Raw genomic sequence first — 24,364 nt, 5'->3', positions numbered from 1 at the left:
AGTTATGAGAAAAGTGCAAATTGGCAAATATTCGATATCCAGACGTGATTTACTCTACGCTTTCTATGGATTAGTTTCTTTTACGACTTTAGCTAGTTGTGGTACAAACAAGACCAGTATCGGCAATAGCAGTGCCAGTAACACTAATATTAAGAGCAGTAGCAGTACTAAGGTTGTTCGGCTTGGCTACCAAGTTTCAGGGGATCTAACTCATGAAAAAGGCGTAATTGAAAAGCGTTTAGCTCCTCAAGGAATAAGTGTTACTTGGTCTCAATTTGTCTCTGGTCCTCCGCTCTTGGAAGCCTTAAATGTGGGTAGCATTGACCTTGGTCCTGCTGGTGAAACGCCACCCATTTTTGCTCAGGCAGCTGGTACTAATCTGATTTATGTAGTTAATACCCCGCCAGGTACTGGAGAAGGTTCAGCAATTGTTGTGCTAAAGGATTCTCCAATCCAAACATTGGCAGGTCTTAAAGGTAAAAAAGTTGCTTATTCTAGAGGGACGGCTCAGACCTTTTTTGTGGTGAAAGCGTTTGAAGAGATAGGGCTAAAAATCAGTGATATTGAATCAGTGAATTTAACCATTGCAGATGGAAGAGCAGCGTTTTTGAACAAGACGGTTGATGCCTTTGTAGAAAGCGATCCTAGTCTGATCAAGCTGCAACGGGAAGGCACTATTCGGATCTTACGAGACGCGCAAGGAATTAAGACACCAGGAGGTTATTACCTAGCCTCACGAGATTTTGCACTTAATAATGCTGAACTCTTGAAAGCAATTTTGTCAGAGTACTACGAAGTTGGGCAGTGGGCAAACAAAAACAGGCGAGCTGCTGCCGAAATCCTCGCACCGAAGGTGAAGACTGATGTCGATACTATGGAGTTGACGCTGACGAGAAGAAAATATGACATGAAACCAATTACTGAGGAAGTAATTAGCGCTCAACAAAAGGTTGCGGATCTTCTGTATGAACTGAAAGTTGTGCCAAAACAAGTCGATGTTAAAGGAGCAACCTTAACTGCCCAGCAGTATGCAGCGATCACACCAGATGCCCTTAGAAATAAGGCTTAACCTTCGAATCAGCAAGCTTGCTACAAAACCAGACGCGATGCCTGCGGCGCTAAACTACCCAATTATCCTATAATTATTAGTCAAACTAAATATTAGTTAATCTAAGATTTAGTAGAACATAATAGAACTGCCCTGATGAAAATTTGGAACAGACAACTAGGCGATCGCGTAAGTAATATCATTTACCAATATTTACCCGCCTTTCGCTGGCGTAATTTTCGCCTGTTTTTTGGAGGACAGTTACTCTCAATGTCTGGGACATTTATGACCCAGCAGTTAACTATTCCTTGGCTGGTATACGATTTGACTAAATCGGCTTGGTTGTTGGGAGTTGCGGGCTTTGTACAATTTTTACCGACGTTACTAGTGATTCCCTTTTCGGGCGTATTGTCAGATCGCTGGAGTCGCCGTGACTTGTTAATGCTGGTGCAGATATTGGGAATTAGCGTTTCCCTGACTTTAACGATTCTTACCTTTACGAATTGGATTACGTTTCCCATCCTATTGGTACTAAGTGTTCTCAATGGTTTGCTCAAGGGATTAGATATGCCTGTGCGCCATACAATCGTCACCGAAACCGTAGATGATCGCGCTGATTGGAGTAATGCGATCGCTTTGAATTCAGTGATGTTAAGTTCCTCTTCGGTATTGGGGCCGGCTATGGGCGGGATTTTGATTGCGACGCTAGGGGTGAAATATTGTTTTCTCTACGATACTCTCAGCTATATCCCTGCCATCTTTACCCTGCTAGCGATGCGGTTAAAAGTCCGATCTATGCAAACTCTTACGAGCCTGAGCGATACTTTGCAAAAATTGCGGGAGGGCTTTGAATATGTCTCCCAATTCCAGCCCATTAGAGCAATTTTATTAATACTGGCGTTACAAGGTTTAGTCGGCATGTCTCATGTCGCGCTCATGCCCATCTTCGCGGCTAAGATTTTAAATGGGGATGCAACTACAATGGCTCACCTCAGCACCTCAGCGCCCATTGGCTCGTTGTTTGCTTGTTTGTATCTCAGTATTAGGCGAGGGATTGCGGGCTTAGAGCGTTTGATTGTAGTGGCTCAAGTCTTAATCGGGATAAGTCTGATCTCTTTCTCACTATCGCGTCAAGTTGGATTATCCATAATCATACTGGTGTTTACAGGCTGCTTTTCTATCCTCCTGATTACCAGTAGTAATATGATTATCCAAACCCTAGTTGCCGAAGATAAGCGTGGACGGGTGATGAGTTTTTATGCCCTAGCAATGGTGGGTATGATGCCCTTTGGGAATCTGTTAGCTGGAACTTTGGCACAGAATTTTGGTGCGACTAATGCCTTGATCGTCTGTGGCAGCCTAAATATCTTAGGTGCGCTATGGTTCTCTGCACAATTGCCAGCAGTGAGCCGTTGGATCGATCGCTAAACAAGTTGGTTCTCTTTGATGAAGAGTGCTGAGTGCCTCGGCAAAGAGCGTGAAAGACCGCGCCACTTGCGGGCGGGGTATCAACCGATTCCATACAAAAAGATTCCGCTTGACCGGAACAGGCAGGGGGAAGGGAGCAGTTCTTACTGGGGGAAGAAGCCCTTTCCCGCAACGCGCTTTTCGGTGCGGAACATGGGTACAAGCCCCGTCATAAAGGACGCTTATAGAACCCATTTGAGATCTTTTTAGGCGACAGCTAGTCGTTTGAGCATCAGTCTAATAAAACACAGCTTGAGCTTGGCATTAGAACGTTCGATGGTAACCAAATTGATGGCGTAGATGATTGGTTGTCCAAAAGAGTACAAGAGTTATGGGAACAAAACTTTATGGATAAGATCTTGGAATTCTTTGGGGATGGCTGATGCAATCGCAGCATAACAACCTCTTTACAGCGGAGGGGAAAGATATCTCGGTGAGGATGCCAAAGAAAGATATCTACCACCGTTGAACAAGAACGTTAGATTGCGGGAAATCGCCTCTACCTATTTCCTTTTTTATAACTGATAATTTGATTTAACTTCTCAACTCCAACTTTGATAAGTAATAACTGTTTTAATAACTTTCCAACACCTCTAACAAACTTTTCAACATCAAATAAGCAGAAGTCCCTCCGGGATCTTGATGTCCAATACTCCTCTCTCCCAAATAGCTAGCACGTCCTTTTTTTGCCTGCATTGATATAGTTTCCTGCAACCCTCTTTCGGCAGCTGCTACAGCTTCTTGCATAGCTGCCACGATGCCCTTATTTGCTTCTACAGCCAGCCTAAATGCCACCACAGCGGGGGATAGCACATCTACCATTGTCTTATCCCCTAGTTGGGCTTTACCCCGTTGCACTAAGCCATCTAAGCCTACTTGTAGTAGTGATAACACATCTTGTTCTGTTAATTCTTGCTTCAGAGCTACTGCTGTACTGGCTCGTAAAAACCAAGTCCCGTAAAGTGGACCACTGGCGCCGCCAATGGAAGAAATCAAGGTCATGCTCACGGTTTTGAGAATTTCGCCAATGTCTTTGTCTGAAAGAGTTGGTAACTGAGTACTTACCTTTTTAAAACCGCGATCCATATTCATCCCGTGGTCAGCATCTCCGATTGCTGCATCTAATTCTGTCAAATATGCTTTATTCTGCTCTATTTCCGATGCAAATACCTGTAACCATCGTAATATCTGCGCCTTGCTCACCATATTAAAATAATTCGTCATTTATAATTTATAATTCGTAATTAAACACAGTTTCAAAGTGTTATTTAGACAAATACACCAAATAATGCTTACGTATAGACGAGGAGGACTTGAACCCTAAAATTACGAATTACGAATTAGTAATTACTTAAATTCCCCAGCGCCAACTAGAGGTTTTTACTGGTGCATCCCATAGCCGGATCATTTCATCATCTAATTTCAGCAGGGTAATGGAACAACCTTGCATTTCTAGGGATGTGATGTAAGAGCCTATTAAGTTTCGCACAATTTGCAATCCTTGTTGTTGGCAGATTTGGGCGAGTTTGCGATAAACAAGATACAATTCTGAAACTGGAGTTCCACCCATTCCATTGACAAAAGCTAAGACGCGATCGCCTTTTACAAGTGGTGGATTTATTAGTTCCACATCCACCCATTCTCCTTTGTCTTCATCCCACTCGCGCAATGTGCGGCTGTATTCTGTATCTTCAATGAGCGATCGCGTCAAAATTTCAGTAATTTCATCTACTGATTTTAGATTTGTGCGTTCTATTCCTGGTTCACCATGAATGCCAATACCTAATTCGATTTCGCGATCGCCCAATTCAAATGTTGGTGTTCCTTTGGCGGGTGTTGTACAAGATGTTAGAGCAATTCCCATACTCCGCCCATATAAATTTACCCGACGACACAAATTCGCTATTGGTGATAAATCATACCCTTGTTCGGCTGCTGCACCACAAATTTTTTCCGCCAGTACTGTTGTTCCTACACCGCGCCGTCCTTGGGTATACAGGCTGTCCTTGACTGCTACATCGTCATCAATCAAAATATTTAGCGATCGGATGCCTTCAGCACGAGCTAATTCCGTTGCCATTTCAAAGTTCATCACATCGCCGCTATAATTCTTAACGATATAAAGAATACCAACCCCTCCATCTACTTGTTTGGCGGCTTGTAGCATTTGGTCAGGGGTAGGTGAGGTAAAAATTTCTCCAGGACAAGCTGCATCAAGCATTCCTCTACCCACAAAGCCAGCGTGCATTGGTTCGTGACCGCTGCCACCACCAGAAATAATTGCTACTTTACCTTGTATAGGTGCATCAGTTCGATAGACAAAGGCAGGATCGTAATTGACTTTAATTAAATCAGAATGAGCCACTGCCATACCTTCTAGACTTTCGCGCACAAAGTCTTCTGGGTTATTGACCAACTTTTTCATAAAGTTAAAACAAAAATTGGAGACTATTACAATTTCAGTTCATAGATTAGTGACCGAGCCGCCGGATTCTGCGATCGTTTTTCGGGATCAGTCCATAGTGTAGTGTCATAAAACTCAACCGATTTAATTTGCTGAGCGCTGGAGTCATTACGACTGATTGCTTTCCAGAGACCGCTCAATCTTTGCTCTTTCTCTGTTCTGTTTTTGCTGTGGTGGAAAATATTCCCAGCTAACCCTCTAAACCGTTCAGATCCCATTTTTGTCTTGAATTCTTTTAAATCAGAAGTAAGAGGTAAGCCCGTTGTATCTACAGGAACAACTTCGAGACTTTCTACTTGGGGTCCTAAAATCTCCGAAAACGTGGGATAGCAGGAAAATGGCCAACCCGACCTTTTCTCAACGAAACCAAATAGTATATTCCCAATAAGTAATAAACTGGCAACAACACTGAGTGCCTGTAAATAAGTTGGTAATTGGTAATTTGGTTTTGTAGTGTCAGGAATCTCAGATTGAGGCAGAGTACAGGTACGAGAATCAGCAACACGTCGATAAATAGCTTTGCCAATCTCTGGTATAGGCCAGATATACAGCAAAGGTAAAATCGGCCAAAAAATTGGTATGCGGGCTGCTAATACACGATAGGCATAGAAACCCTTCCATGAATTTCTTTTAAGAACTGCGTGCATATCAGCTAACAGTGCTTGGGAGTCTAGCCAAAGGAGATTGTGACTGGTAAGGGCTTGATCGTTGAGTGCATTGACAAATATTAATCGTTCAAAAATATCAAAGACTCTTAAAGTTGCAATAGTACGACGGCAGAGTTTGCAGTTTCCGTCATATACAACATACATATCGTTCCGAAAAAGTCGGCGTCCAATCCAATGAAAAATAGTATTCCAATCAAAAAATGCAACGTAGCAAAGTTGGAGAGAGACGAATTTAATATACATTACTAGACCGATGCTGTTATGCAAAAGCAGCCCTCCAAAAGCTGCTATGTATCGAGTCACAGGTAAAAACACTAAAAAAATAAAGCTTAATTCAAAACAGATCGAACTAATAGCTGCCAAATGATATAAGACCGGATATTGATCTATTCTTAAGAGGGGCATCCAACCATCTATTTCATTTCGTTCCAGCCATATTGAATATATTTGATACTTCAGATTGTCTGTGAATGCCCAATCAAAACCGGGTTGCCATACTTTATGAAGTCCTGGGAAAAAGTAAATGACACCAAATAAAAGCCAAACGTAACGTAACGGTAATGCATAGACTCTCGAAAGACCAGGAGGTTCTATTTCACCGCGATCGGCTCGTTTCCAGGAAAGGAAGATAGCATCTAATGACAAGACATCAGCACATCTACTAACGGCTAAAATCGCAGCAAACCATAATAAGTGATGATCGTGGTTGACCTTGCCGTAAAACTGGGGAATACCCATAACGTAGAAAGTAAGAATTACTGTTAGCCATGCTGAGGTACGTGTAAAAAGCCCAATCATGGCGGTAAATGAACAAATAATTAATAGCCAACTAGTTATCTGAGCTAATGTCCCATTGATGGGAATAAAATCACTAAATAGAAACTTTAACCCTGAAGGGAAAATTAGAAGTTCTTTAGGTAATTGACTCAACCAGACAATTCTAGAAAAACTTTGATTGACTTGCAGCAATATAGTCCCAAACACAAATATCCGAAGTATAGCTAGGTTAATCGGATATGTCGTTCCTGTGAAAAATTCCCGAACTGTTTTGATTGCGTAACGGCGTTTTTGAACTCCCAAAACTAATAACTGAACAAAAATGCCAATGAAGATAATTCTTGAAAGTTGGATTCGAGTTGCTAGCTGATTGGGAAATACCACATACATCAACCAAATAGCGATCGGCCATACAATAGCAAAGAATACATGAAAAAATAAAGTTTGATGACGTTTATACAATGTCTCTATTTTTTCTTGGAAAGACGCATTGGATACCATGAGATTGTCTCCTTCTCTGTTTAAGTTTTACGCTGCGCTTTTGCTGATGCCTTTTAGCTGAATTATGCGGAAGGAATTTTAGCTCTTTCGCTCGATACATCACAGTGAAGTTTAACTTTTGAGAAATCTTGATAGTCAATTAAGATTTTAGAATAATGTACGACTCATTTTCATAAACTTTAGTCAAGATAATTTTATTTTCCGGGAGAATATAAGGAGACTGAAATTCAAATCTTGATTTTGTTGTATCTTTTGGGGTTAAGTATTTTCGGATATAGTTTTTCCCATATCCTATTGCACTCTTGACTCTAAGTAAATTCTCTATTTCTTTGTATAAGTTATCGCTTGCTATTACAAAATAGCTAGGATGTTTAGCATATATATAAGAATGAAAAACAGCAGTTCTTCCTTCAACTGTTGACTGAGGAGCAGGAATCTGGAATTTTTTTGGCAATAAAGATGTAATTTCTGAATCAATTGCTCGCGGGAAAGCAGTCCATATAAGAGAAAACTGTGTAGGAATTTTCTCCAATTCAGGATCTAATAAGTACGCCGCCATTCCAAGCTCTTGCCAGTCTAAGAAATCAAATACTATTCGAGTCTTTGGAAGCTTATTTTGAGAAATAACGTTTATAACTTCCTTGATTGATAATCGGATATTTTGGCTTTTTACACTACCACTTGCATAGGAAAAACTAAACGTTATGGAGAAGATTACTACCACGACAAGATTTGCAATAACTAACTGCTTTCCTAACCTTTTATTACTCACTGAAAGAGTATCAGCCGTTTGAGCAATGATTAGAGCAATCACTGTACTGATAAAAATATTTGCTAAGCATAGATATCGTGCTAAAGGGTCAATTGCACCTTGTAGAGCTAAAAGAATAGGTAGTGCTAATGCACTGACAAATAAAATAATCCAAATAGTAATAGGATAATCCACTAACCATACTTTTAGATTATTGTAAAATTTAATAATATGAATCTTAAGGTTTAGTTTCGTTTTTACAACCTGATTAGACTTTATAGATGTATGCCGTTTAAAATTTAAATAGATTACAGGAATAATCCATAGCAAAGCAAAAAGGATAAGTTCTTTACTAGCACTTAAAAAGTAAAAAAATAGCATTTTAGCATATCTTAATCTGTCTAATCCTTTGCCTCCCCATAAGTCTCTTTGATAAAAATGTATTCCTTCGATCAAAAAGCTAGCTCCTAATGTTTGAGCAACTGCTACTGATACTGTTATTACCATAAGTAATATAGCTGATTTCCACTTTTTATTCGCTAACAAAAAGATGCCAGCAATCAGTGAAAAAACTAGACTTTCTGTTCGACAAAAATATCCTAATATGAAGAATAAAACTGCAATTATATAGTTTAATTTTTGGTTATATTTAACATAACTAAATACATTATAAAAACCACCCATAATAAAGAATAAACCGTATGATTCAGCCATAGTAGTATGCGCTAAATCCAATATTAAAGGTGTGTGAAAACACATTAAAAAAGCTAATAGCCCAGTCATCTCATTAGTTTGCAGAGCTACAGAACGACCAATAAAAAAGAACCCTAATAAGACAAAAGCAACGCCCGTCAATTCAACAGCTTTAATACCTATGCTAATATCCGATGTTACTGAAAAAAGAACTAAGCGCAGAATAAATGACTGAATTATAAACGGAACTGGTGGCCATGCTGATACCCAATATTTTAGATCTAAAGCTTTGCTTGGATCGTGAGCAAACTCCATTGCTATTAAAAATCTGCCTCCTTTATCACCCTCTCCCAAAAATAGTTTATCTGAATAAATTGAACAGCTATAAATGTAAAAAATAAATAATAAAATTAAAATTGATAGATAATAAGGCCATTTTTGGAGAAACTTTGAATTCTCTTCTTGAGATTGAATCATAGTTTTTTGTCAATCAAATTTATGAAAATTTCATTCTTTCTTCGTATGGTTTTAAACCGCTGCATAATTAGTATTGCTTGACGTTCTCATATGAAAGAGACACTACTAAATTGATGATTTAGTAAGTATATTAAACCTATTAATTTCTCTTTCTTACAGTGTTTTTCAGTTGAATGAAGTAGATTTTGATAAGGCAGAATTCAAAATGATACTCTCTATGAGACGCTAACAGCAAACGCAGACTCGCTAACAAAATTCAAACTTAATACAGCCTAAGCGTTTTGTTGATTTTGGGATGGGTAGTTTATTTAGACTTTATTCTACTAGAGTGATGTACCTCATTTAAATAAAAAGCGCTGTAAGTATTTTTTATAAATTGTGTATACAAAAATGGTGTGCATCGCTTAATATTCACAATCTGACTCATAGTATATACGCGCCGTATTATCCAAGGGAGACAGTAAAGATACTTTTAAGTCGATGAATTACATAGATAGAAATTTAGACCTAGCTTACTGGCTGATGTTTTAATCATTCTAGTCACCAATAGTATTGACTTATACAATAGTTATCTATAGCATGGTTACTGTAAAAATAAATTAAATGATTTTCAATCTTTAAAAACTCTTTAACATTGACGCCAGTCGCACAGAATTCAGAATAAAATTCTGTGCGACTGGCGAATGAAAGTTGCCTAAGAGTAGGGACAGTTTCACACCAGTTTATCAAGTTGGGAAACCAGCGCGACCTTTAATTTAATTAATTATCATTTTCAATAACTATTTTGGGTTATGTCTTATTAAATACTTGTTGTTGATATTCTTGTTCAGTAAACATATCTAGAGTATTTTCTAAGCGATCTACAAATACGATGCCGTTGAGGTGGTCATGTTCGTGTTGAAATATACGAGCAACGAAATCGGTTAATTCTTGCTTTTGTAAATTGCCTTGGCGATCGCTATATTCCACTTCGATAGTTTTATACCGAGGAACTAACCCTCTAATTCCTGGAACACTTAAACAACCTTCCCAATCTTTGACAACTTCAGTTGAGTGAGAAATGATTCTAGGATTAATCATAGCAGTTGGTTCCATTTCTGGAGCGTTAGGATACCTGGCATTAGGACGGGAAGCCACAATAAATAAACGATAGGACTGTGCAACTTGAGGTGCAGCAATTCCGACGCCATCAGCTTTGGCAACAGTAGCTATTAAGTCCTCGATTAATTTTTGGATACCTTCATCTTGAATGTTGTCAACCCAAACAGCTTTTTGGCGCAATGTTGGATTGCCTAATTGAAGGATTAATTCAGACATGAGAAAACTCCTTTTGGGTATTGGTCATTGGGAATGGGGGAATATAGAAATAGAGTATGCCAGTTGTTTTTCAAATGACATACTTCATCCTTCACGTCTTACAGGTAAAGGAGCAGGTCTTACTCCTACTTGTAAAATTTGCCCATTGCGCTCTACTTGTATTGGTAGGTTAGTACCGATTTTGCTATTTTCTACTAGCTTTTGGACTTGTTCAATTTTAGTCACAGGCTGGTTATTAATGCTTTTGATCACATCACCTGCTCGGAGTCCAGCCACGGATGCGGGCGATCGCGGCACAATCTCAACGAGCAAAACGCCTTCATCTGCTGTAAGATTTAGGCGATCGCCTGCAATATTTTTTATTTTTTCTTTGTTTTCTGGTGTTAGTGTCACCATCTGAACGCCCAAATAAGGATGATCCACCTTGCCTTTCGCAATTAATTCTTGGGCAATTTTTTGTGCAGTGTTAATCGGAATCGCAAATCCTAAACCTTGAGCGCCTCGGATAATGGCTGTGTTCATGGCAATTACCTGACCACGAATATTTAGTAGTGGTCCGCCAGAATTACCAGGGTTAATAGCAGCATCGGTTTGGATGTAATCAACCCGCTTATCACTAGCACCAATATCGCTACCAGAACGACCTGTAGCACTGATAATTCCCGAAGTAACGGTATTATTCAAACCTAAGGGGTTACCGATGGCAATTACTGCTTCTCCTGGTTGCAAGATATCAGAGTTACCTACAGATAGGGTTGGTAGGTTATTGGCGTCAATTTTGATTACAGCTACATCCGTTACCGCATCTTCACCTAACACTTTACCGTCAAAAGTCCGACCATCTTTGAGTGTAACAGTCACTCGATCGGCACCGTCTACTACATGGGAATTGGTCAAAATTTGACCTGAGGAATTAATGATAAATCCAGAGCCGCTACCCCGCTCTACCCGTTGTCTCGCCTGTGGCGCCGCATCTGGAAAAAATCGCCGGAATAATGGATCGTTAAATTCGTCTGGTACGCGAGAAGTGATTGTTCTGGAAGAATCAATGCGAACTACCGCAGGTCCCACATTTTGCACCACTTTCACCACAAAATTAGGATCTCCAGACGATGAGAGAATTGGCGGGGGGACAATTACGGAATTGGAATCTACTGACTTTTGGGCTTGAGCATCGCTTTGTTCATTCTCAAAAGTTTTGGCAGGTAAAAGAGAGCAGCTCCCCAGGAACACCACTATTGAGAGCATCCATAACCTGTAGGGTAAACCCCTGCAATTAATATTTTTGGGCGCTAAGTCATGGTTTATTGTCTTCATGTGTCGTTCCTTCTCCGTGTCAATGAAAATGCTGAGTTAAGAGTACCGCTATCGCTAACAGCACTCAGCACTCAGTTTGGTCAGTGGGTGTTAGGATCTTGCCTACCGGGTATGTCCCAAAATGATTACAACTTAAAAGCTTGTTTTAGGTCTAGCGTGTCTGGATGCTAAATTGGTGCTTTCTCTTCTATTGTGACGATTAGCAGCAAAGGTGGTGGATAATGGAAATTTCCATAGAAAGTCTGTGGAGTCAAGTACTAGAGCGCCTACAGCTTGAGCTATCGCGGCCTACCTTTGAAACTTGGATCAAAACTGCTAGTGCGGAGCGATTAGAAAATAATTGCTTGGTGATACGTACTCCTAATCCATTTGCTCGTAATTGGTTACAGAAGTATTATGTAAACACCATTGCTCATGTAGTACAAGATATTTTGGGTTATCCTGTAGAAATTTATATTACCGTTGCTCAAGGTGATGAAGTTTCTCATTTTAGTGAACGAGAGGTTTCTTGGGAATCACCAAATCCTACCAGTATTTCTGAACCCGTTTCTCATAATATCCAAAAAAGTACGGAATTAAACTCTAAATATGTCTTTTCACGTTTTGTAGTTGGTGCTAACAATCGCATGGCTCATGCTGCTTCTTTGGCAGTTGCAGAATATCCTGGTAGGGAGTTTAATCCTTTATTTTTATGTGGTGGTGTCGGCTTAGGTAAAACTCATCTCATGCAAGCTATTGGTCACTATCGCTGGGAAATTTCTCCGTTTTGTAAAATATTTTATGTTTCTACGGAGCAGTTTACTAATGATTTAATTATGGCGATTCGTAAGGATAGTATGCAAGTTTTTCGAGAGCATTATCGAGCCGCTGATGTTTTATTAGTGGATGATATTCAGTTTCTTGAAGGCAAGGAATACACCCAAGAAGAATTTTTTCATACTTTCAATACTTTACACGAAGCAGGTAAACAAGTTGTCATTGCTTCCGACCGTCCCCCTAACCAAATTCCTAGTTTACAAGAACGTCTTTGTTCTCGGTTTTCTATGGGGTTAATCGCAGATGTGCAAACACCTGATTTAGAGACGAGAATGGCGATTCTCCAGAAAAAATCTGAGTATGAAAATATTCGTTTGCCCCGCGATGTAATTGAATATATTGCTTCTAACTATACTTCTAATATTCGAGAATTAGAAGGAGCGTTAATTCGGGCGTTGGCTTATATTTCTATTTGGGGTTTACCAATGACAGTAGAAAATATCAGACCAGTTTTAGAACCACCCAACGAAAAATTAGCAGCTACCCCAGAAGTAATTTTGACAGTTATTGCTGATAATTTTGATGTTTCAATTGATGAGCTTAAAAGCAACTCACGCCGCCGGGAAATTAGCTGGGCGCGTCAAATAGGAATGTATCTAATGCGTCAACATACATCTCTGAGTTTGCCGAGAATTGGCGAGGAGTTTGGTGGTAAAGACCATACAACGGTGATTTACAGTTGTGACAAAATTACCCAACTCCAAGAGAGCGATCGCACTTTATCACAAACACTACGACAACTGAGCGATCGCATCAATATGAAAAGCCGCCCCCAAAAATCATCTTGAAGGTGGATTGAAGTTTTCCACAAGCAGCAACCGAATCATTAAACTTTGAAAGCTAAATAATTAGTCGATAATATTAAGTAACGTATAAAAATTGATTAAATTTAACTTAGCTTGTGGAAAAAATCTTCCTGTTTGTGGAAAAATCTGTGGAAAACTTGAGATTTTTTGATAAAACTTAATTAAGTATAATTACCTTGTGGAAAAACTCAGGTGCTTTTCCACAAGTTTTCCACAGCTAGGTAAATAGACTAGCATCTACGTGAAAATAGTCCACAAACGTTTCTGCTTGAGTTTTACTAATGGTGCGTTTGCCATTGACAACTTCCAATGAACCAAAGGCAGACAAAAATCTAAGGTGCGTTACCCTACGACGTAACACAGCCTACATCTGAATTGGGAATTGCGAATTATTTATTAACGGGACTGGTGCGACTTGAACGCACGACCTAGCGCTTCAGATTTGTGTGAGTTTCCCCACTCTCCGGACTATACCTTCACCATAGGCTTTTAGCCTTTAGGTGGTGGCTACCTAGTCTCTACACCTTCTTGAGATTAATCAAGCTTGGCTCGGTATTCCCTTGAAGTGTCACTTTAAAAAGGGAAATTTTCACTCTTTAGGGTTCACCGAATTCAACCACATTCACTCACAAGGTTTCCCTTATGGTGCCCGATTATTCAGGAGGCGCTCGCTCTATCCATCTGAGCTACAACCCCAAAAAAATATCTGTTTAAAATTATAGCAGCTTTAGCGAGACTGCCAACAATCATCCCAAGGTTGACCGCCGACTTCTAAACCACAAAGAAAACTTTCGGCTTTGAGGATGATTTGAGATTTCCTCCCATTTAATTCTCGTAACTCTAAATTTAGTTTTCCTTGCATTGTATCTCGGCAACAATATTTTAAACCTTCATCTGTAGGCGCACGTAGGAGTTTACCAGGTAGATCGGTAATTCCTGTCAATTCAATTTCATAATTTGAATTACTAGCTTTCATCTGCCATCTACCCCAAGGGTGAATTTCCCAATCTACTTGGGAATTCCAAGGAACAAATTCATAAAACTTGCCTTGATAGTGCAAACCAATCATGGCTACAGATTCCATCCACCACAATACACCCCGCCGCCCACCGCCAGCAGTTAGGGCTAAGTCGGGTTCGCCCTCGAAGCAATTACAATTTAGCCAAAACCATTTTTGAGGAAAAGCACCACCCCAATTTTTCTCACCGTAGGCTGGGGCGTTAGTGAATTCGTAAATTTTGCCATTCCAGTCAATTTTACCGCTAGCTAAACCGTGAGCCATCAAAATTTGCCATCCAGGTTCAAAAATCTGTAAAAATGACAGCCAACCTGCGGTTGACTGCTGAATACTATTTTGATTACCCCAACCGTATACAGGTTGAATTTCATACTGCCAACGGCAATAATTATTGGTGGAGCGATCGCGAATAATTCCCTGATTTAATGTCGCTGTAGCTTGATAGCCTTCTTGAACATGATGTTCAAACTCTTGTGGGAGAAGGTATAGGGGAGAAACTTGTAAATCAGTTTTACCCCAATGACCCAAACCCAGCACATCTCGACTACCCCAGAATTTATTCACATCGGGAAAAGTGCGACATAAATACTCATCATCCGGGCCAAGGATTTGGGCTGCACCACCACTGTAAGGTTTATCACCGATGGGATCTTCGATAGAGTACATAAAGGCGAATGTTTGCCCAATTTCCGGTAAAGTAACGCGGTAATACCAGCCTTCAAAAAAGCGGCGGCTACTTCCGTCCCAATGGTAACCAGAATGGGGCGTTTGAGTTGATTGAAGGAGATTTAGAGGAATAGTTAACATAGTTTTACATAGTTGCTGATTTTTTCAGTATGCGTGACGATCTCAATATCAATGACGCTTATGAAATTTTGGAATTGGAACCTGGTGCATCACCAGCCCAGGTAAAGCGAGCTTACCGTAAACTGGTAAAAATTTGGCATCCCGATCGCTTTTTGAATCAAAAGCAAAAACAGGAAGCTGAGGAAAAAATCAAACAAATCAACGTAGCTTACAACAAACTTAAATCTGAAAGTCCATCCGAGCCTCCCACAACTGAAAATCCCTCTTCATCTTTGCCAAAAAAGCCCACAAAAGTATCTGTTAAACGTTGGGATGCAGAAGCTTTTTATACTTTAGGAGTAAAAAATTCTACTGAAGGAAGATATGAAGATGCGATCGCCGATTTTACCCACGCAATTCATCTCAATCCTCACTATATTGACGCATATAAGTATCGTGGGCTAGTTTGCTCACAACTGGGATACGAATATAGAGCCACTTCAGATTTAAATAAAGCTGCACAAATAGAACAAGAATTAACAAATCCTAGTGGTGCGCGTAAATCGTCATCACCTAGACGTGTATCAAAGCCTAAACCCTGGCTAAAAAGATTGTGTCAGGGGATAAAAAGTTTATTGCGGCTAAATCGGCGCTAGAAATCAGATAAGCAACAAAGAAAGATTCAGGAATCTTCGGAGTTAGATAATACTTACTTCTGGGAATACTAAGTGTATCGAAAATTGCTGCTGATTTCTGGGTATGAGCGATCGCTTTGATATAAATTATATTTACGATATTCTTGGGTTGAAACCAGGTGCATCTGTGGATGAAGTTAAGCAAGCTTACCGCCAAATGGCCAAAATTTGGCATCCAGATTGCTTTCTCGAACCGCACCAAAAGCTAGAAGCAGAAGACAAAATCAAAGAAATCAATCAAGCTTATGCAAAGTTAAAGTCTTATCAGCCAAATGAAATAAATCAATCTGCTTCTACTTCTACCAAAATTGATTTAACTCCATCCAATGCTGAAAGTTTCTACAAACTTGCTATGGAGAAAGCTCAAAAAGGAAAATATAGTGAAGCAATTGAAGACTTTATCCAAGCGATTCGTCTCAACCCCAACTACTTTGAAGCTTACAGATATCGAGGGCTTGCTTGCTCAAAACTGGGATATGAAAATAGAGCTTGGTCAGATTTGAAAAATGCCAGAGAACTGGAATTGAAACAGAAAAAAGCACCACCCAAGCCTACATCCACACCACCAACATCTACATCACCACCGCCACCACCAAAACCTACATCACCACCGCCACCACCATCTGAATCACAGTCTCAAACTTCACCGTGGAAATGTGTACACATTCTTAGGCATCTAAACTGGGTTTTTACAACTGCAATGAGTCCAGATGGGCAAACTTTGGCTAGTGGAAGTAGTGATAATACTATCAAGATTTGGCATCTCGACACAGGGAAATTACTACATACTCTCACTAGTCATACAAAATGGGTAAGATGTTTAGCCTTTAGCTCAGATAGCGAAACTTTGGTTAGTGGTAGTGCAGATCATACTGTGAAGCTATGGAATGTAAACACAGGACAAAATCTTTACACTTTAAATAACCATTCAGATTGGGTTAACTCTGTCACCTTCAGTCCAGATGGCAAAACTCTAGTTAGTGGTAGTCGAGACATGACAATCAAAATTTGGCGTTGCAATGTGTAACGAGAAATTAAAAATTTAGATGATTTCAGTAAATTGCTATAGTAACCTGAATCATTCGTGATAAATAAAAACCCCCGGCTTATTTGATAAGCCAGGGTTTAGTAGTTTGCAATTTTTACAAATCAAATAGGATTGCTATAGATTTTTTCTTAAGGCATCATTTGACAGGATAATAACATCTACCTTTGGCATACTCTTTCTTTAGATTAAGTATTAACTCCCTGAAGATAGAGCCACTTGTTTAATTACAGAGGTTATTCTGATAAGTACCAACAAACAATTGAGTAACGAATAAGACTCAAATTTTATCAGCAACATACATTTTCAAACTCATCAAAACCTCTTGTTTTTACAAAGCTTTAGTTTTTAAATAATCTATCTGAGGAGTGAAATAAACAACTATGTCTATACCTAATGAACGCGAAAGCAAAAATAGTGAAGTTAAGCAAGAATCTTACACTGATACTAATGGTAATACTCACACTCACCTAACACGAAGCACTGAAACAGTTAACAACAGCACTGCTAATCCCAATTCTTACACTAACGGTTACGTACAAGGTCGAAATGTTGAGCGTAGATACCAGGAATCAGACTTAGCTGAGCGTGACAATAATAATGCTAGTCGTGGTTTGCTGCTGGGTATTATCATTACTTCTCTGGTTGGCTTGGTTATAGGTGGGGTCTGGTACTTCACCAAGGACAATAATGCAGCGGTTGATAGTACTGTGCCGGTCGTGGTTCCTGTACCGACTAATAGCAATCCAACCCCTAGTGCTTCTCCTCAACCCCAAACGACGATCATCGAAAAAACTAGGGAAATTCCTGTTCCTGTTCCTGTTCCGCAACAACAGGTTACACCACCATCTGCACCTGCTCAACCAAATATTAATATTACTGTTCCACCCCAGCAGCCAGCCGCAGAAAAAGCACCTTCTGTAACCCAGCCAGCGCCGAAAGCGACACAAAGTCCAACCAGCATTACTCCAAGTTCGCAGAATACTGCTGCTCCAGGTACAAAAAACGATACCTCTAAAACTACTCCACCTCAAGGAGCAGACCAATCAAACAATACATCTAATAGCGGTTCTTCTACCCCAGATGATAGTAGTACAGGCGGTTCTGCTCAATAACAGCTTCTGAGCTTCAGCCCACTTGATAATGCTGACATTATCAAGTGGCACAATTTTTAAGGAATATTTCAGAATTGTTGCAATAAATTAATGGTATTCAAGTTTAGTAAACATGTACCTAACCTGAACAAACACAATGCTAGATTAAGAGCAAGGTACAAACAGGTTAAAAGTTAAACAAAAACTTTCAAGTTAGAGCCTGTGCCTCCTGCTCTAATCTTATCGCGATCGCTCTTAGGTTGTGGCATCCATTAAATGTCTTTTAGCCTTGAGTTCATCGAGTTTATTTTGGAGGTTTTAAAACGCACAGCCAGAAAATGCCTGCCTAGTTGAAATATACAAGGATGTGCAATTCTCAGTAAACCGATCGCGAATACTGTCCACCTTAGTTGAATTAGTTACCTCTGAATTATCCAATCTTCAAGGAACCGCCCCAAGCTGCTGACATCTATCCATTGTAGCTTCAGGCGGTTTCTGTTTTGAGTATCAATTTGTCATTTGTCATATATTTAGACCACTGACTAATGATTTATTAAGGTAATTACAGTTACTTCTGGGGGACAAAATAGCCGTCCTGGTTTATAAGTTCCTAAACCACGATTGACATATAATTGATTTTCTTCCACTTGATGAAATCCTTGCGCCCACTCCCAATATCGCACCACTTTCGAGCAGTCTCCTAGTAATAGTGTTACCCAACGCCGCAGTTTTTTGGGAATTTTTTTGAGTAGCTTTTTATAATAAAATACTACCGGCCCAATGCCGGGAATTACAATGTGACCACCGTGGGTATGACCAGATAGTTGTAAATCTACGCGCCATTTTTGCAATATCTTAGCTGTATCTGGGTTATGAGATAAAACGATGCGAGGTGTAACAGAATCTAGTTGATTCATTACTGGTGCAGGGTAAAATTCCCTTGACCAATAATCAGCTAATCCTACCAGTGGTAATTCCTTTCCTAGTGGATAAGCGATTTCATTCCAAAGCACATGTACGCCAATGCTATTCAAGGCCTTTGTAACTTCTGCTTGGGAATGGCTGTAATAGATATCGTGATTACCCAGTACGGCGTAGACACCACAGCGACTTTCCAAATGTTTTAATCGCAGAACCAATTGATGAATCGGCGTGGGATCGTCAGTTACATAGTCACCAGTTAATAGAATTAAATCTGGTTCAGCTTCGTTAGTAAATGCAATCGCTTTTTCTAACATATCTTCTGACAGCCGCAAACCATCATAGTGAAAATCTGACAACTGTACCAGCTTAGTACCTTGTAAAGATCTCGGAAGTTCCGCAATCTTAACCGTTACTTTATCTACTCTTAAATGTCCTGTAAACAACCAATGCATAAGGCAATGGATACTCCTCATACCAGCGCTTACAGCTTATCAAAAATCAAAATCTAACTTGATAAATTGCAATAATTTATGTCATCTACTGCAAATATAATTAACTAATTGGTTAAGTTTATGAAACTAAACTAAGCGGGTCTTGTTTTAATTGGCAGGTACTCGTCACTTAGGATACTTGCTGGGACTAGGTTATTCGATCTTGAATTTGGAATTACTCATTCACCTTGTAGGGTGATTACAGTAACTTCTGGGTGGCAAAACAAACGTCCTGGGAGATAAGTTCCCAAGCCACGATTGACGTATAGCTGATTTTTTCCCAAACGATGGAAACCCTGTGCCCATTCCCAATGATGGACAACAGAAACATTTGTTTCCAAAAATGGTACTCGACGCCGCACACTCATGGGTATTTTTTTGGCAATCTTGCTGTAAATTAGCGCCGCAGGTCCAAATCCAGGAATCACGATTTGACCACCGTGAGTATGACCAGATAATTGTAAATCGACTCGCCATGCTTGTAAGACCTCCGCAGTATCTGGGTTGTGAGATAAAACAATGCAGGGTGTGGATGGGTTTAGCTGGTTCATAACTACTACAGGATTGAATTCCCGCGACCAACTATCCGCCAATCCGACGATTGGCAATTCTTTTCCTAGTGGATAGGCAATTGCGTTCCAAAGGACGTGAATTCCAATGCTAGTCAGGGCATCTGTAACTTCTTCTTTTGCGTGTTTGTAATGTATATCGTGATTGCCAAGAATAGCATAGATCCCAGAGCGACTTTCCAGATGCTTGAGTCGAAGTATCAGTTCATGAATCGGTTTGGGATCGTCAGTTACATAGTCACCTGTCAATAAAACTAAATCTGGTTCAGCTTTGTTGCTAGTGGCGATCGCTTTTTCTAGCATATCTTCCGACAACCGCAAACCATCGTAATGAAAATCTGACAACTGCACCAACTTTTTACCTTGTAAAGGTGCAGGTAATCCCCCAATCTTAACCGTCAATTTCTCGGTACTCAACGGTCCAGATAACAACCAATGCATAAGAGTTTCAATAAAACTTAATCATAGAGCTTATAGCTTAGCGAAACATCAGCAGATTATGTGTAGGAACCAATGCAACTTATTGAAAATTTCATGAAAATTCTAGACTTTAGCGCATTTATACTTATTTACAACTCAAGATTTAGTTTTCTAGTTTTGTCGGGTGCTTAATGGATATTAGCCCTGACGCAGCCAATAAAATTAGTAGGTCATTTCTACATCTTTTTTACAAAATTGCGTCTCTCGTATGGAAGGAGTGTCACCCGAAGGATTAAATATGGTTGAATCGGAGTTATATGTACTTGTCCACCAAGGTTTAAATCGAAGACATTGAATACAGCAAAAGCCACACTCAGGCTAGAGCAAGTTAATCTATTTACAACCCTGAAAACCCAACTTCCAGGCAATCAGCAAGGATACCCCATATTACAAGATATTTCCTTGGAGGTATTCCAGGGCGATCGCATTAATATTGTCGGATCGGTTGGGGGTGGTAAAACCTCGTTATTACGCCTCCTTAATCGCCTAATTGAACCCAGCAGTGGCAAAATCTATCTAGAAAACCAAGATTATCAGCAAATTCCTGTCATCCAGTTGCGCCAGATGGTGACACTTGTATTGCAAGAATCAAAGCTGTTAGGGATGACAGTTGGGCAAGCTTTAGCTTATCCTTTGGTTTTACGTGGTTTGTCCAAACAGAAAATTCAGCAAAGAGTGAGTCACTGGACAGAACAACTGCATATTCCCAGTGAATGGTTAGGGCGAACAGAGGTGCAACTTTCTGCAGGACAACGACAACTAATAGCGATCGCTCGTGCCTTACTCATCCAGCCTAAAATTTTATTATTAGACGAACCAATTTCTGCCCTAGATCCTGGTACAGCTTTGCATCTAATGCAAGTCTTAATCGAGTTGAGTGAAACTCATCAAACTACAATTTTGATGGTAAATCACCAAATCGAACTAGCCCAGATGTTTTGTACTCGATTATTACATCTACAGCAAGGTCATTTATTCGTAAACAAAACAGCCTCAGAGATAGACTGGGTTGAATTAGGAGAAAGCTTAATTCAAGCACAAGCTAAAGACGATTTTGGATTTTAGATTTTAGATTGATAAACCAGGAGACAACAGGACAAGGGGATAAACAAAACTCCTCACTTTTAACTCTTAACTCAGCACGGGCTAAACGCCCCGCTATCGCTAACATCACTCGGAACTGTTTTCCCCCATACCCATTTAAACTTGACTGCTAAGTGTTGAACGTTGATTATTAAATCTCTCTCTAGCTAACTTTGTTGTTTGTGACTGCGAAATATTGGTATTCAAAATTTCCATGTTAAAACGGTATCCTACATTGCGGATAGTTTGAATTAAGTTAGGTTGTCGGGGATCGAGTTCAACCTTTTTCCGCAGCGACAAAACATGAGTATCAATGGTACGAGGATTATCAATAGCGTCAGGCCAAGCACGACGTAGTAATTCTGATCTACTTAGAGGTACTCCTCCAGCTTGTGCCAAAACGTACAGCAAACTGAATTCCTGCGGTGTTAAGTCAATGAATTCTCCCTGGAAGCGGACGCGCCGCTGAACTAAATCGATTTGTAAAGTACCGTAATCCAAATAAGCTGGTGCAGTTGGTGTTCGCTTACGACGAATCAGCGCCTCTACCCGTGCTAAAAACTCTTGCATTCCAAAAGGTTTGCTTAGATAATCATCTGCACCGGCTTTTAGACCTGCCACAACATCAGCTTCACTATTGCGGGCAGATAACATTAAGATTAGAGGCTGCTGCTGACGATGTAACCAACGACAAAACTCAATGCCATCACCGTCAGGTAGATCTGCATCTAAGACTACCAGTGTTGGTTGATGGCTTAAAAATACTTCCCTTGCTTGATAAATACTGGCAGCTTGATGCACTCGGTATTCCAGTTGTTGCAAGTGCCAACCGAGCAACGACCTCAGATGGGGATTCCCCTCAATGATTTCTATACAAACCGAACCCACGGTGGCAAGATCCCTTAGCGTTGATGACTTTCAAAGTAACAAGCCCATGTCTAAGGTTTTGTAGCCTTTGTTACTTCAATTAGTATTAGCTTTACATTTCCTTATAAAAAGAGTCGCAATATCTTTAATTTGTCCCTTTCCAAAAGGAGATTAGAAATATTCTTAAATTTTTGTTAAACTTATAAAAAGTCTATCTGTGGTTTTCAAAAGTTCTTTTAGCTTAATATTTTGTTTTTAGGTGGTGATAATATCCAAAAACCATAACCAAGCAGCTAATCCTTAACAAAACACCTTTTCCGCCTCACAGAAAAGTGATTCTTGATGAAAAAATTACCCCCTACACCCATAAATATAGCACCATATACAATCGGGCTATTACCAGGGAAAATCAGAAAGATAGCTTAGGAGAGAAGTATAATAGGTGTTTTCTGGAATAGGATTGAAGTAGTTTGTAGCTATCAGGAGAGTGATATCCGGAGAATATATGTTTACTTTTAATTGATCCCAAAGGGAAATTACACTTTCCATTTGAGCGTGAATCATTTACAATTCTCATTCCAAAGAGTTAATACAGCAGTTATGCTCCAAGACACACAAACCATCCGCTATTACCAAAGACTCACTGACGCCTTCGTTGAGTTATGGAATCGCGGTTATCGTATGGATGATATGCGGATGTATTTGGATGGATATCTAGCCGCACTGCGACATAGTAACGCCATTGAACCTTTCCTGATTCATCGTTTAGAAGAGGAAGCCAGCCGCTACTTGTACGATGCATCAAATTTTGCAGTGCCGCAACCACAACCACAAGTCGATTACTACTAATACCATTTGCCTGGTCATTAATAGTAACTGTCAATCAACGCAGATAATTATAGCATTTTATCTGTATTGGTCAACAGGTTGTCGTGGTGTGAGATTTTGGAGATATTGTATTGATAAAGCCTATCCCCTCAGCCCTGTATTGGTTTTGGCAATGCGACTGAGGGGATTTTTGAATAACGAAAAAATCTGACAATCCAGCCTAAATAAGGCTTTTTGATAAAAATTCTAGATCGCAAAGAAGCGATAAATCGCCGTCTTTACAATAATCAGTCCTTTGCAGAGACGGCGATTTATCGCGTATCCTGCCTTAACCGAAGCTTATTGCGACGTGCGGGTATCTTTCGAGGCTAAATACCACTAACACTAAGCGTAGTTTATAAAAAAATTTGAAAGGGGGGATAGAGTATTTGTCTCCCCTTTCAAGTGAAATCAAAGTACACATTGCTTTGATAGCCAAAGGCAAATTCAGCAGCATAACCAAAGTTATGTGCTGTGAACCGGACATTAGGAAGCTAGTGCAACTTCTACCTTTTGCTGCAATTCACCTTTCTGGTACAGTTCAATCAAGATGTCAGAACCGCCAACAAATTCACCATCAATATACACTTGGGGAAATGTCTGCCAGTCAGAGTATTCTTTGATTCCCTGACGGATTTCATCGTCTGCTAAAACGTTAACCGCCTCAAAAGGAACTCCCAAAGTATTCAGAATCTGCACAACATTGTTGGAGAAACCACATTGGGGCATTAACTTGGTTCCCTTAATGAAAACCAAAATTTTGTTCTCTTGTACTAAGTTATCAATTTTCGTTTCGAGTTCTGGTGTCATGGTATTTATGTTTCCTATGTTGCATTCAACGATGAAGAGTTAGGAGTAAAAATTTATAACTCACAACTCCTGTACAGACGCGATTAATCGCGTCTCTATTCCTAACTTTATTTTTACGAAGCTGATGTTCCTTGCCAAGTTTCAGGAGTATATGTTTTTAGAGACAAAGCATGAATCGCTTCAGTTGATATAGCTTGTCGCAACGCACCATAAATTAACTTGTGCTGTTGCACTAGTCCCTTACCTGCAAAGTGCGATGAAACTACAGTCACCTGATAGTGGTCATTGCCACCAGTCAAGTCTTGCACCTGAACTTGGGCGTCTGGCAGTTCCGCCTTGATTATTGCCTCAACCTGCTGCGGACTAATCATCGCAATTCCTGAGAAAACCTACTTCTCTATTATTAACAGATATAGAGCAAATGCCTATGACAACTTCAGGTTTTGCTAAAGCTGAATGGGGATGAGGGGATGGGGGAGACAAGGGGACAAGGAGATAAACAAAACTTCTAACTCCTAACTCTTAACTCCTAA

21 protein-coding genes are annotated in these 24,364 nt (G+C 39.9%); 8 read left to right on the top strand and 13 right to left on the bottom strand.

Going from position 1 to position 24,364, the window contains the following annotated elements; genetic code table 11:
* Positions 1 to 4 precede the first annotated feature (4 nt).
* Positions 5 to 1,069, top strand: coding sequence for an aliphatic sulfonate ABC transporter substrate-binding protein (locus ACFG4S_RS19500; RefSeq protein ID WP_392530685.1), 1,065 nt, complete (start codon positions 5 to 7; stop codon positions 1,067 to 1,069).
* A gap of 135 nt (positions 1,070 to 1,204) precedes the next feature.
* Positions 1,205 to 2,476, top strand: coding sequence for an MFS transporter (locus ACFG4S_RS19495; RefSeq protein WP_392530684.1), 1,272 nt, complete (start codon positions 1,205 to 1,207; stop codon positions 2,474 to 2,476).
* A 612-nt stretch (positions 2,477 to 3,088) separates the two neighbouring features.
* On the opposite strand, the gene dhaL is transcribed toward ACFG4S_RS19495, so the two are convergent.
* The 6 genes from dhaL to ACFG4S_RS19465 all read right to left on the bottom strand — a co-directional run bounded on the left by dhaL (position 3,089) and on the right by ACFG4S_RS19465 (position 11,480).
* On the bottom strand, positions 3,089 to 3,721 hold the full coding sequence (gene dhaL, locus ACFG4S_RS19490) for a dihydroxyacetone kinase subunit DhaL (protein WP_392536025.1): 633 nt from the start codon (positions 3,719 to 3,721) through the stop codon (positions 3,089 to 3,091).
* A 145-nt stretch (positions 3,722 to 3,866) separates the two neighbouring features.
* The gene (dhaK, locus tag ACFG4S_RS19485) at positions 3,867 to 4,940 is read right to left on the bottom strand and encodes a dihydroxyacetone kinase subunit DhaK (protein WP_392530683.1); all 1,074 of its coding nucleotides are present in this window, start codon (positions 4,938 to 4,940) and stop codon (positions 3,867 to 3,869) included.
* A gap of 26 nt (positions 4,941 to 4,966) precedes the next feature.
* On the bottom strand, positions 4,967 to 6,925 hold the full coding sequence (locus tag ACFG4S_RS19480; RefSeq protein ID WP_392530682.1) for a DCC1-like thiol-disulfide oxidoreductase family protein: 1,959 nt from the start codon (positions 6,923 to 6,925) through the stop codon (positions 4,967 to 4,969).
* Positions 6,926 to 7,064: 139 nt separating this feature from the next.
* Positions 7,065 to 8,846, bottom strand: coding sequence for a hypothetical protein (locus ACFG4S_RS19475; RefSeq protein ID WP_392530681.1), 1,782 nt, complete (start codon positions 8,844 to 8,846; stop codon positions 7,065 to 7,067).
* Between the two features lie 789 nt (positions 8,847 to 9,635).
* Positions 9,636 to 10,163, bottom strand: coding sequence for a peptide deformylase (gene def / locus ACFG4S_RS19470; RefSeq protein WP_392530680.1), 528 nt, complete (start codon positions 10,161 to 10,163; stop codon positions 9,636 to 9,638).
* Positions 10,164 to 10,247: 84 nt separating this feature from the next.
* Positions 10,248 to 11,480, bottom strand: a complete 1,233-nt coding sequence (locus ACFG4S_RS19465; protein ID WP_392530679.1) for an HhoA/HhoB/HtrA family serine endopeptidase — start codon at positions 11,478 to 11,480, stop codon at positions 10,248 to 10,250.
* A gap of 221 nt (positions 11,481 to 11,701) precedes the next feature.
* On the opposite strand from ACFG4S_RS19465, the gene dnaA reads away from it, so the two are divergent.
* Complete coding sequence (gene dnaA / locus ACFG4S_RS19460) at positions 11,702 to 13,084, top strand: chromosomal replication initiator protein DnaA (RefSeq protein ID WP_392530678.1); 1,383 nt, start codon at positions 11,702 to 11,704, stop codon at positions 13,082 to 13,084.
* A gap of 235 nt (positions 13,085 to 13,319) precedes the next feature.
* Here the strand turns inward: dnaA and ACFG4S_RS19455 are convergent, their stop codons facing one another.
* Both ACFG4S_RS19455 and ACFG4S_RS19450 read right to left on the bottom strand, forming a co-directional pair.
* A complete protein-coding gene (locus tag ACFG4S_RS19455; protein ID WP_392530677.1) occupies positions 13,320 to 13,463 on the bottom strand; it encodes a hypothetical protein in 144 nt (47 codons plus the stop codon).
* Between the two features lie 366 nt (positions 13,464 to 13,829).
* A complete protein-coding gene (locus tag ACFG4S_RS19450; protein ID WP_392530676.1) occupies positions 13,830 to 14,927 on the bottom strand; it encodes a tocopherol cyclase family protein in 1,098 nt (365 codons plus the stop codon).
* A gap of 29 nt (positions 14,928 to 14,956) precedes the next feature.
* Between ACFG4S_RS19450 and ACFG4S_RS19445 the strand changes: the two genes are divergently transcribed.
* The 3 genes from ACFG4S_RS19445 to ACFG4S_RS19435 all read left to right on the top strand — a co-directional run bounded on the left by ACFG4S_RS19445 (position 14,957) and on the right by ACFG4S_RS19435 (position 17,761).
* Positions 14,957 to 15,562 carry a DnaJ domain-containing protein gene (locus tag ACFG4S_RS19445; RefSeq protein WP_392530675.1) on the top strand — a complete coding sequence of 202 codons (606 nt, stop codon included), beginning with the start codon at positions 14,957 to 14,959 and terminating at the stop codon, positions 15,560 to 15,562.
* A gap of 103 nt (positions 15,563 to 15,665) precedes the next feature.
* A complete protein-coding gene (locus tag ACFG4S_RS19440; protein ID WP_392530674.1) occupies positions 15,666 to 16,628 on the top strand; it encodes a DnaJ domain-containing protein in 963 nt (320 codons plus the stop codon).
* Positions 16,629 to 17,029: 401 nt separating this feature from the next.
* The gene (locus ACFG4S_RS19435) at positions 17,030 to 17,761 is read left to right on the top strand and encodes a hypothetical protein (protein ID WP_392530673.1); all 732 of its coding nucleotides are present in this window, start codon (positions 17,030 to 17,032) and stop codon (positions 17,759 to 17,761) included.
* 521 nt (positions 17,762 to 18,282) lie between these two features.
* Here the strand turns inward: ACFG4S_RS19435 and ACFG4S_RS19430 are convergent.
* Both ACFG4S_RS19430 and ACFG4S_RS19425 read right to left on the bottom strand, forming a co-directional pair.
* On the bottom strand, positions 18,283 to 19,116 hold the full coding sequence (locus ACFG4S_RS19430; protein ID WP_392530672.1) for a metallophosphoesterase: 834 nt from the start codon (positions 19,114 to 19,116) through the stop codon (positions 18,283 to 18,285).
* 218 nt (positions 19,117 to 19,334) lie between these two features.
* On the bottom strand, positions 19,335 to 20,165 hold the full coding sequence (locus ACFG4S_RS19425) for a metallophosphoesterase (RefSeq protein WP_392530671.1): 831 nt from the start codon (positions 20,163 to 20,165) through the stop codon (positions 19,335 to 19,337).
* 330 nt (positions 20,166 to 20,495) lie between these two features.
* On the opposite strand from ACFG4S_RS19425, the gene ACFG4S_RS19420 reads away from it, so the two are divergent.
* Positions 20,496 to 21,269 (top strand): ABC transporter ATP-binding protein, encoded by a 774-nt coding sequence (locus ACFG4S_RS19420; protein WP_392530670.1) that lies wholly within the window; start codon positions 20,496 to 20,498, stop codon positions 21,267 to 21,269.
* Between the two features lie 135 nt (positions 21,270 to 21,404).
* Here the strand turns inward: ACFG4S_RS19420 and ACFG4S_RS19415 are convergent, their stop codons facing one another.
* Positions 21,405 to 22,175: a response regulator transcription factor gene (locus ACFG4S_RS19415; protein WP_392530669.1), complete on the bottom strand. Its 771-nt coding sequence runs from the start codon at positions 22,173 to 22,175 to the stop codon at positions 21,405 to 21,407.
* Positions 22,176 to 22,754: 579 nt separating this feature from the next.
* Here ACFG4S_RS19415 and ACFG4S_RS19410 point away from each other — a divergent pair.
* Positions 22,755 to 23,003 (top strand): DUF6761 family protein, encoded by a 249-nt coding sequence (locus tag ACFG4S_RS19410; RefSeq protein ID WP_392530668.1) that lies wholly within the window; start codon positions 22,755 to 22,757, stop codon positions 23,001 to 23,003.
* A 504-nt stretch (positions 23,004 to 23,507) separates the two neighbouring features.
* Here ACFG4S_RS19410 and grxD read toward each other — a convergent pair.
* Entirely contained in the window at positions 23,508 to 23,831 is a 324-nt protein-coding gene (gene grxD, locus ACFG4S_RS19405; protein WP_392530667.1) for a Grx4 family monothiol glutaredoxin, read from the bottom strand.
* 113 nt (positions 23,832 to 23,944) lie between these two features.
* On the bottom strand, positions 23,945 to 24,202 hold the full coding sequence (locus tag ACFG4S_RS19400; RefSeq protein WP_392530666.1) for a BolA family protein: 258 nt from the start codon (positions 24,200 to 24,202) through the stop codon (positions 23,945 to 23,947).
* Positions 24,203 to 24,364: the final 162 nt, after the last annotated feature.

The sequence above is a fragment of the Nostoc sp. C117 genome (genome assembly GCF_043099735.1).
Classification (GTDB): domain Bacteria; phylum Cyanobacteriota; class Cyanobacteriia; order Cyanobacteriales; family Nostocaceae; genus Nostoc.
The sequence above is the reverse complement of the archived record's forward strand: the minus strand, read 5'-3'. Positions and strand labels throughout refer to the sequence as shown.

What these genes read in the sequence shown, in the direction of transcription:
- ACFG4S_RS19500 (WP_392530685.1), top strand. Translation starts at nt 5, where the DNA reads ATGAGAAAAGTGCAAATTGGCAAATATTCGATATCCAGACGTGATTTA.
- ACFG4S_RS19495 (WP_392530684.1), top strand. Translation starts at nt 1,205, where the DNA reads ATGAAAATTTGGAACAGACAACTAGGCGATCGCGTAAGTAATATCATT.
- dhaL (WP_392536025.1), bottom strand. Translation starts at nt 3,721, where the DNA reads ATGGTGAGCAAGGCGCAGATATTACGATGGTTACAGGTATTTGCATCG.
- dhaK (WP_392530683.1), bottom strand. Translation starts at nt 4,940, where the DNA reads ATGAAAAAGTTGGTCAATAACCCAGAAGACTTTGTGCGCGAAAGTCTA.
- ACFG4S_RS19480 (WP_392530682.1), bottom strand. Translation starts at nt 6,925, where the DNA reads ATGGTATCCAATGCGTCTTTCCAAGAAAAAATAGAGACATTGTATAAA.
- ACFG4S_RS19475 (WP_392530681.1), bottom strand. Translation starts at nt 8,846, where the DNA reads ATGATTCAATCTCAAGAAGAGAATTCAAAGTTTCTCCAAAAATGGCCT.
- def (WP_392530680.1), bottom strand. Translation starts at nt 10,163, where the DNA reads ATGTCTGAATTAATCCTTCAATTAGGCAATCCAACATTGCGCCAAAAA.
- ACFG4S_RS19465 (WP_392530679.1), bottom strand. Translation starts at nt 11,480, where the DNA reads ATGAAGACAATAAACCATGACTTAGCGCCCAAAAATATTAATTGCAGG.
- dnaA (WP_392530678.1), top strand. Translation starts at nt 11,702, where the DNA reads ATGGAAATTTCCATAGAAAGTCTGTGGAGTCAAGTACTAGAGCGCCTA.
- ACFG4S_RS19450 (WP_392530676.1), bottom strand. Translation starts at nt 14,927, where the DNA reads ATGTTAACTATTCCTCTAAATCTCCTTCAATCAACTCAAACGCCCCAT.
- ACFG4S_RS19445 (WP_392530675.1), top strand. Translation starts at nt 14,957, where the DNA reads ATGCGTGACGATCTCAATATCAATGACGCTTATGAAATTTTGGAATTG.
- ACFG4S_RS19440 (WP_392530674.1), top strand. Translation starts at nt 15,666, where the DNA reads ATGAGCGATCGCTTTGATATAAATTATATTTACGATATTCTTGGGTTG.
- ACFG4S_RS19435 (WP_392530673.1), top strand. Translation starts at nt 17,030, where the DNA reads ATGTCTATACCTAATGAACGCGAAAGCAAAAATAGTGAAGTTAAGCAA.
- ACFG4S_RS19430 (WP_392530672.1), bottom strand. Translation starts at nt 19,116, where the DNA reads ATGCATTGGTTGTTTACAGGACATTTAAGAGTAGATAAAGTAACGGTT.
- ACFG4S_RS19425 (WP_392530671.1), bottom strand. Translation starts at nt 20,165, where the DNA reads ATGCATTGGTTGTTATCTGGACCGTTGAGTACCGAGAAATTGACGGTT.
- ACFG4S_RS19410 (WP_392530668.1), top strand. Translation starts at nt 22,755, where the DNA reads ATGCTCCAAGACACACAAACCATCCGCTATTACCAAAGACTCACTGAC.
- grxD (WP_392530667.1), bottom strand. Translation starts at nt 23,831, where the DNA reads ATGACACCAGAACTCGAAACGAAAATTGATAACTTAGTACAAGAGAAC.
- ACFG4S_RS19400 (WP_392530666.1), bottom strand. Translation starts at nt 24,202, where the DNA reads ATGATTAGTCCGCAGCAGGTTGAGGCAATAATCAAGGCGGAACTGCCA.